This window comes from Deinococcota bacterium (assembly GCA_030858465.1).
GTDB lineage: Bacteria > Deinococcota > Deinococci > Deinococcales > Trueperaceae > JALZLY01.
Map to the genome: position 1 here is coordinate 1 of JALZLY010000363.1, position 7,573 is coordinate 7,573.

Genomic DNA, 7,573 nt, shown 5'->3' on the forward strand with positions numbered 1-7,573 from the left:
CCCATGAACTGGCGGCGCGCTGCCAGGGTTCACCTCGCTGATTGTCTCGAGGATACCATGCCTGCGCGTGTCATCGTCCAGGCATCAGGTGTGATCCGAAGCCTTTTTGGCGCGCTGTGGTGGAGGGCGGGACCGGCCCTTCGGCGCTCGCGGATCGGCGCGGCGCCCGCCCGGATTGCGGGCGTATCGGCCACGCCGCCGACGCGCCTACTGCAAGCACTGCGGCTCGAGGCGACGGCTGGATGAGCTACCGGAGACATGGGCTAGGAAAGCTTGCGCCTGTCCAGATAGCGCATCACCCAGGTGGCGCTCGCGCCGTGAACAACCATCGAAACGAGGATCACAAAACTCACCGTGGACCAGAGGAGGCCCGTGCTGTGAAAGCCTTCGTGATTGAGGGCGTAGGCGAGGTAGTAGAGCGAGCCTATTCCGCGGATGCCGAAAAAGCTGACGGCGTAGAGCTCACGCCGGGGCCGGTCCAGGCGCAGCAGGGAAAGGTAGCCGGTAAGCGGTCGCAACACCAAGATGATCACCACCCCCACGACCGCCGCCTGCCAGGTGAGGCTCCCCAGGAGCCCCCCGGCAAGGAGTCCTCCGAACAAGATCAGCATGAGGGTCATGAGCAGCCGTTCGATGCCCTCGGAGAAGTCGTGGAGTTCCTCGTGATATCTGTGGTTGCGCTCGAACTGCCGCATGACCAGCGCGGCGATAAAGACTGCCAGGAAGCCGTAGCCATGAAGGAGCTCGGTCAGGCCGTAGGCGAGGAAGGTGATGGCAAGGACCACGAAGCCGTCGCGCGCCGAGCGGGTGTGGGAGGCGGCGACCCGGAAGAACAAGTAGGCCAGCCCGTAACCCACGGCGAAGCCGGCCACCGTTCCTACCCCCAGCTTGTAGAGAACGTCCACCTGGAGCCACTCGAGAAACCAGCCGCTGCTGGCGCCAGCCGCGGCCATGGCGATGGCCAGGTTGGTGAAGGGAAAGGCGAGCCCGTCGTTTAGACCGGCTTCAGACGTCAGGGCGAAGCGCACCTCGCCTTCCTTCTCCTCATGCGGGGCGCCTACTTGCACGTCGGAAGCGAGCACCGGATCGGTCGGCGCGAGCACCGCCCCGAGCAAGACCGCCGAGGCGGGCGCCAGCCCCAGCGCCCACCAGCCGAGCAGGGCCACCGCGGCGATGCAGAGCGGCATACCGATGGCCAGGAGGCGCCAGGTGAGCGCCCAGCCCTTCCAGCCCACCGGCCGGCTGAGTTTCAGCCCTGCGCCGGTCAAGGCGACGATCACGATGAGCTCCGTGAAGCGCTCGGTGAAGTACCCGCTCTCCAAGGGGTTGGGGAGGATGCTTTTGAGAGGCAGGGTGAAGAGGAGTACGCCGACGAGCACGTAGAGGATCGGAAACGACAAGGGCGCGTCGTCCACCAAACGCGGCAGCCAGGCGGTGCCCAAGAAGGCCAGACCCATCAGGGTGAGGATGACGATGTAGGTGTCCACAACCCCAGCAGAGCACGGCCTGAGCGGAAAAACCTGGTGGTTTCATACTCTGGTGGTTTCATACCGGCGTCCGCCGCGCTCCATATCACCTCAACCCTTTTCCGTCTCGCGGCCCGTCCTTGTGCTACCGGACTCTGACGCGCGCGTGTTAGCCTGCCAAGCGTGCGCCACCAAGAGACGCCTCCTGCCTCGCCGCTCGTGCTCATCCTCGTCGACGGGGTGAGCGCCGACACCTTCGCCCGGCAGCGCGCGCGGCTGCCGCACCTCGCTTCGCTGACCGAACGGGGGCTGGTGGTCGAGCGGCTTGGCAGCGTCACCCCCGGCACCTCCTTGCCCGGCCGCGTCACCATGCTGACCGGCACCCCCTGCCCTTCGCACGGGGTGTGGGGCAACGTCATCTGGGACGGGACGCGCTTTCGCTACGCCAACCCAGACGACGTTCTAGACCCCACGCTCGCCGCGCGGGCCGTGGCCGCCGGCTTGGACGTCGCCGTGCTCGGCTACGGCATGATCCGGCCCGAGGACGCGTCGGTCTTCCACCACGCCTGGTGGGCGAACGAGATGCTCCAGCGCGCCCGCGACGAGGCGCCCATCCCCGCCGACGAGGGCTGGCTGCGGACCAGCCGCCACCAGGACGCTAGCGGCCGCCTCGCCGCGCTCCACGCCCGCGGTTTTCCGGAAGCGGTTCCCAACGCCTATGCGGAGGGTGCGCTCCACTACTTCGCGAGCGAGCTCGCGGGCGACGAAGCGATGCTCGCCTGGACGGCCGGCCTGCTGACCGAGGCCAGGCCGCCCGACCTCGTCCTCACCGAGATCCTCACGCCCGACACCGTCCAGCACCGGAGCGGCTACGGGAGCCTCTTCGCGCACTGGGCCATCAGTTACGCCGACGCACTCATCGGCAGTCTGCTCGAGCGGCTGCGCCGCGCCGGGCGCCTGGGCGAGGTCACGCTGGCCGTCATGAGTGACCACGGGCACGCGCCCGTGACCCAGGCTCTCCATCCCGACGTGATCGTCCCGGGCGCAAGGCACCAGTGCGAGGGGGCGTTCCTGCACGTCGCGCCCGAGAACCGAGCTGACCTGGAGCGCATCACCGCGCGGCTGGCGGCGCACGGGGCGGCGCGCCTCCCCGGCGACCACCTGCCGCCCGAGGTGCGCGGGACGGTCGTCGCCTTCGTGGCGCCGGACGGCTCGAGCTTCGAGCCCTGGCGGGGCGAGGACGGCGCGAAGCCGCGCCCGGCGGGTCCGCCCCGCTACCTCTCGAGCCACGGCTTTCGGCCGGGCCACCCCGGCGATGACCGCTTCGCCGTCTTCGCCGGGCCGGGGGTGCCGGAGGGCAGCCTCGCCTCGGCCGGGCCGCTCGCGGTCGCGCCGACCCTGGCGGGGCTCCTCGGCCTTCCGCTGACGCCCTATCCCGCGCGACCTCTCTTCTGATGATCCACTCTTCTGATGCTCCTGATCGATAATGAGGGCCCTGACAAGCTCATGACAGTCGCATGATGTGCTGGTACAAAGACCTGTACCATCCCTGAGCCCGCGCCAGTGCACCACCCTCAGCCCCTAGCCCTTTCGTGGAGGATTTCGTGGAGGAAAGGTATGACCCGACCCAAACCAAGCTTGCTGATGCTCGCGCTCTTTGCCACCCTGGTCTGGGCCACCGCCCAGGCCACCGCCCAGAGCCAGCCCCCCCAGGGTGAGCTCGTGGTGTCGCTGTCGAGCGACCCCACCTCGCTCTTCTTGCCCCGCGCCGCCGATCGCACCGCCGCCAACACCGCCTGGTCGCTCTACGACTCGCTGGTGTTCGTCGACGACGAGGGCGAGATCGTCGCCGCCCTGGCCGAGAGCTGGGACATCTCCGAGGACGACCGCACCTACACCTTCCGCCTGCGGCCCGGCGTCGTCTTCCATAACGGTGAACCCTTCACGGCCGAGTCGGTCGTCGCCACCTGGGAGACGGGCAGAGAGCCCAGCAACGACTACGCCCGCGTCTACGAGGAGGTCGTCGCCGTCGAGGCGGTAGACGAGCTGACGGTGACGATGACGACGGCTGAGCCGGACCCGCTCTTCTTGCGCCGCCTCGCCTCGAACTGGGCGATGGTCCCGCCCGACTACATCCGCGAGGTGGGCATCGACGCCTTTGCCGCCGCGCCGGTCGGCACCGGCCCCTTTCGCCTGGTGCAGCGCCTCTCCGGCGACCGCGTGGCGATGGAGGCCAACCCCGACTACTGGCAGGACGGTTTGCCCAGGGTCGCGCGGCTCACCTACCGGGTGATCCCCGACGCCTCGACCCGCCTCGCCGCCATCCAGACGGGTGAGATCGATATTGCCAACCGGCTCACCGCCGACGAGGCGGGCCTCTTGGCGGGCCGCCCCGGCGTGGAGGTGGTGACCTATCCCAACGACCGCGTCTACTACGTGGGCTTCAAGAACACCGGCAGCGGCGCCGGCACGCCTTTGGAGGACCGGCGGGTGCGCCTGGCGCTCAACCACGCCGTCGACCGAGGCGGCATCATCCGGGCCATCTTCAGCGGCGAGGCCAGCCTGGTGACGGGCCTGGTGGTGCCGTCGAACTTGGGCTACGAGCCGGCGCTCGAGCCCTACCCCCATGACTTGGAGCGCGCCCGCGCACTTCTCGCCGAGGCGGGTTACCCCGAGGGCTTTGCCATAGGCATGGGCTGCCCCGCCGATGGCTACGTCAACATCAACGAGGTCTGTCTGGCCATTCAGCGCAGCCTGGCGCAGGTAGGCGTCGAGGTGAGCGTCGAGTTCAGGACCACCAACGCCTTCTGGAGCGAGCCGCGCTACGGCGCGGTCGGCCCGATGTACGTCGATTCCTGGTCGTCGGACGTGGGCGAGGCCCTGCCGCGCCTCCTGGGCGCGCTCTTGCCCGACAGCTTCTACAACACCTGGGAGGACGAGCGGCTTACCGAGCTGACCTTTCAAATCGCCCGCACGGTGGACGCTGAAGCGCGCGCCGAGCTCTACCGCGAACTCCAGCGCGTGATGTACGAGGACCCGCCCTTCATCTACCTCTACCAGCCCAACATCTTCGAGGCGGTGCGGGAGCGCGTTCAGGGCTACGCGCCGCGCCCCGCCGAGGAGTACTTCTTAAAGGGCGTGAGCGTCGAGGACTAGGGACTCGGCTAGGGGCCTGGGGTAGACTGGGTCGCCATGGCCGGTTTTATCCTGAGACGTCTCGCGCAGGCCCTCCTCTTCGCGGTGGGGGCGGTCGTCCTGGTCTTTTTCATGGTGCGCCTGACCGGCGACCCCAGCGCGCTCATGCTCGCCCGCGAGGCCACGCCCGAGCAGCGCGCGGCGTTTCGGACCGCGACGGGTCTCGACCGGCCGCTCTTTGAACAGCTCGCGCGCTACCTGGGGGGCGTCGCCCGGGGCGACCTCGGCCGCTCGCTGCGGCTGGGAGAGGACAACCTGAGCCTCATCTGGCGGCGCCTGCCCGCCACGCTCGAGCTCGCCCTCGCCGCCCTCTTCCTGGCCGTCGTCGTCGGGGTGCCGCTCGGCCTGCTGGGCGGCATGGCGCCCGGCAGTTCCCTGGACACCTTTGCGCGCGCCGTGGGGCTGGCCGGGCAGACGGTCCCCAACTTCTGGCTGGCCATGCTGCTCATCCTCGTCTTCGCGGTGAACCTGGGCCTCTTTCCCTCCTTTGGCCGGAGCGGCCTCCATTCGCTCGTCCTGCCGGCCTTGGCGCTCGGCTTCGCGCTCATCGGCCAGGTCGTGCGCCTGACTCGCGCCAGCGTCCTCGAAGTGCGCAGCGAGGACTACGTGCGCACCGCCCGCGCCAAGGGGATGCGGCGCCAGCGCGTCTCCTTCAAACACGTCATCCCCAACGCGGCGATTCCCTTGATCAGCGTCCTCGGCGTGCAGTTCACCTATCTCTTGGGCGGCTCGGTCTATATCGAGGTGATCTTCGCCTGGCCCGGCCTGGGCAGCCTGCTCGAGGGCGCCATTCGCGACGGCGACTTTCCGCTGGTCCAGGCCATCACCATCTTCTTCGCCCTCTTCGCCATCATGGCACAGCTCCTCAGCGACGCGCTCTACGCCGCCATCGACCCGCGCGTCCGCATGGGCTAGACGGTGGGCGTCTCCTTGCCTCGCTTCCGCACGGCCTCGCCGCGCCGCCGCGTGCGGCGGCTCTCCTGGCGCCGCCACACGCAGGGCGTCGTCGGCGGCGCCATCGTCCTCGCCGTCGCCCTCAGCGCCGTGTTCGCGCCCTTCGTGGCGCCGCACGGCCCCGCCGACGGCGATCTCATGAGCGCGCGCCTTCCTCCCGCCTGGCACCAGGGCGGCAGCCGGGAGCACCCTCTCGGCACCGACCAACTCGGCCAGGATATCCTGAGCCGCATCGTCTACGGCGCGCGCGTGTCCTTGAGCGTGGGCTTTTTTGGGGTGCTCGTAGCGGCCAGCCTGGGCGTCACCGCCGGGGTCCTCGCGGGCTACTTCGGCGGCCGCCTGGACAGCCTCGTCATGGGCCTCACCAACTTGCTGCTGTCGGTGCCCTACCTCGTCGTCGTCATCACCGTCGCCACCGTCATGGGCCGGAATCTCGGCAACGTCGTCCTGCTCTTCGGCGTGACCGGCGCGCCCCTCTTCGTCCGCTTCGCGCGCGGCGAGGTCTTGCGCCTCAAGAGAACGGACTTCGCCCTGGCGGCCCTCAGCCTCGGCGCCTCGCCGGGGCGCATCATCTTCCGCCACCTCCTGCCCGCCTTTGCCGGGCCCCTGGTGATTCTGGCGACCTTCGAGATGTCGGCCATGATCTTCTACGAGTCGGGGCTCAGCTTCCTGGGCCTCAGCGTGCCCCCCGAGGTGCCGAGCTGGGGCAACATGCTCGCGCTCGGCCGGCGCTTTCTCCAAGTCCACCCGTGGATGGCCGTCTACCCGGGCCTCGCCATCGCCATTACCGCGCTCGGCATGAACCTGCTCGGGGAGTGGTTTCGCGACGTGCTCGACCCGCGCGGGGAGATGGGATGACGCCCGGACCACCCCCGCTCGAGGCCGTCCTCTTCGACATGGACGGCACCCTGGTCGACAGCGAAGGGCTGTGGCGGCGCGCGGAGCGCGAGCTCGCCGCCGCCTTCGGGGTGACGCTCGAGCCCGCCCGGCAGGCGACCTTCGAGGGCAAGGAGGTTCCCGCCATCGCGCGGGTCTTGCGCGAGACCTACGGCCTCCCCATCAATGTCCAGGACTTGGAGAGGGCGCTGAACGACCGCGTTCTCGCCCTGCTGCCCGAAGCGCTCGAGGCGCCCGGCGCCGGTGAGTTGGTCGCTTGGGCCGCAGCGCGAAAGCTCAGGCGCGCGGTCGTCTCGAACTCGCCGCGTCACGTCGTCGAGGCGACGCTGGCGCCTCACCCCTGGGCGGCCTCGTTGCCCAGGCGCTACGCCGCGGGTGAAGGCGTCCGGGCCAAGCCCGCGCCCGACCTCTACCTCCAGGCCGCGCAGGGGCTCGGCGTAGTGCCGGCTGCCTGCGTCGTGCTCGAGGACAGCCCCACCGGCGCCGCGGCGGCCTTGGCGGCGGGCATGCGCTGTTTGGCGGTGCCGTCCTCGGCGCACGCCAAGGCGGGCATGGCAGCGCTCGGACTCGAGCCGCTGGCGGGGCTCGAGGAGGCGCTCGAGGGGTTGAGGGCCTGGATTGTCTGACGCCCACCGGGAGCGCGCTTGACGGCGCATCGTTTCAGGCGGGGTATAGAAGGGCGGTGGAAGTCAAAGTCGGTTAAGAACGCCTGGTTGATCGTCGCTACGTGTGTCAGGCGGGGCGGTTCACGCGCAGGATTTGCCCCAACACGTCGCCTTGCGCGTCAACCGCGGCATGAATGCGCTCGGCTTGGCCGACGGAATCAGGGTCGAAGGTGCAGACGATCACCCCTGCGTGGTCAGGGTGTTCGCGGTGCAGCCGGATGAAATGCTTGCGGTTGAGGGTGAGAACGGCGCGCTCCCGGCTTGTCGCAAAAGCCAGCACCTCCTCGTCGCTGACGGCCTGCTCTGCCTTTCCTGCCTCGAGGACGGTGAGAACGTCGTGCCCGAACCCGCGCAAGGCCTCGACCACCGGCAAGGGAAAGTTTTCGTCCGCGTAGA

General features: G+C 69.3%; 8 protein-coding genes. 6 read left to right on the forward strand and 2 right to left on the reverse strand.

The genetic code is table 11. From position 1 onward, the window contains the following. The first annotated feature begins 90 nt into the window (after window positions 1–90). Window positions 91–246, forward strand: coding sequence for a hypothetical protein (locus M3498_17675; protein MDQ3461096.1), 156 nt, complete (start codon window positions 91–93; stop codon window positions 244–246). A 17-nt stretch (window positions 247–263) separates the two neighbouring features. Here M3498_17675 and M3498_17680 read toward each other — a convergent pair whose 3' ends face one another. After that, the gene (locus M3498_17680; GenBank protein ID MDQ3461097.1) at window positions 264–1,487 is read right to left on the reverse strand and encodes a cation:proton antiporter; all 1,224 of its coding nucleotides are present in this window, start codon (window positions 1,485–1,487) and stop codon (window positions 264–266) included. Window positions 1,488–1,649: 162 nt separating this feature from the next. Here M3498_17680 and M3498_17685 point away from each other — a divergent pair, with 162 nt between their 5' ends. The 5 genes from M3498_17685 (at window position 1,650) to M3498_17705 (ending at window position 7,138) form a co-directional block, all read left to right on the forward strand. Further along, a complete protein-coding gene (locus M3498_17685) occupies window positions 1,650–2,921 on the forward strand; it encodes an alkaline phosphatase family protein (GenBank protein MDQ3461098.1) in 1,272 nt (423 codons plus the stop codon). Between the two features lie 162 nt (window positions 2,922–3,083). Then, window positions 3,084–4,622: an ABC transporter substrate-binding protein gene (locus tag M3498_17690; GenBank protein MDQ3461099.1), complete on the forward strand. Its 1,539-nt coding sequence runs from the start codon at window positions 3,084–3,086 to the stop codon at window positions 4,620–4,622. A gap of 36 nt (window positions 4,623–4,658) precedes the next feature. Beyond that, window positions 4,659–5,576: an ABC transporter permease gene (locus M3498_17695; GenBank protein MDQ3461100.1), complete on the forward strand. Its 918-nt coding sequence runs from the start codon at window positions 4,659–4,661 to the stop codon at window positions 5,574–5,576. Window positions 5,577–5,579: 3 nt separating this feature from the next. Next, window positions 5,580–6,473 carry an ABC transporter permease gene (locus tag M3498_17700; protein MDQ3461101.1) on the forward strand — a complete coding sequence of 298 codons (894 nt, stop codon included), beginning with the start codon at window positions 5,580–5,582 and terminating at the stop codon, window positions 6,471–6,473. After that, window positions 6,470–7,138, forward strand: coding sequence for an HAD family phosphatase (locus M3498_17705; GenBank protein ID MDQ3461102.1), 669 nt, complete (start codon window positions 6,470–6,472; stop codon window positions 7,136–7,138). Before M3498_17700 ends, M3498_17705 begins: the two co-directional genes overlap by 4 nt. Before the next feature lie 106 nt (window positions 7,139–7,244). On the opposite strand, the gene M3498_17710 is transcribed toward M3498_17705, so the two are convergent. Continuing rightward, window positions 7,245–7,573 (reverse strand): DUF5615 family PIN-like protein (locus M3498_17710; protein ID MDQ3461103.1); only part of this gene is annotated, 329 nt, incomplete at its 5' end.

Coding starts and splice junctions, on each gene's coding strand:
- M3498_17690 (MDQ3461099.1), top strand. CDS start 3,084: ATGACCCGACCCAAACCAAGCTTGCTGATGCTCGCGCTCTTTGCCACC.
- M3498_17695 (MDQ3461100.1), top strand. CDS start 4,659: ATGGCCGGTTTTATCCTGAGACGTCTCGCGCAGGCCCTCCTCTTCGCG.
- M3498_17705 (MDQ3461102.1), top strand. CDS start 6,470: ATGACGCCCGGACCACCCCCGCTCGAGGCCGTCCTCTTCGACATGGAC.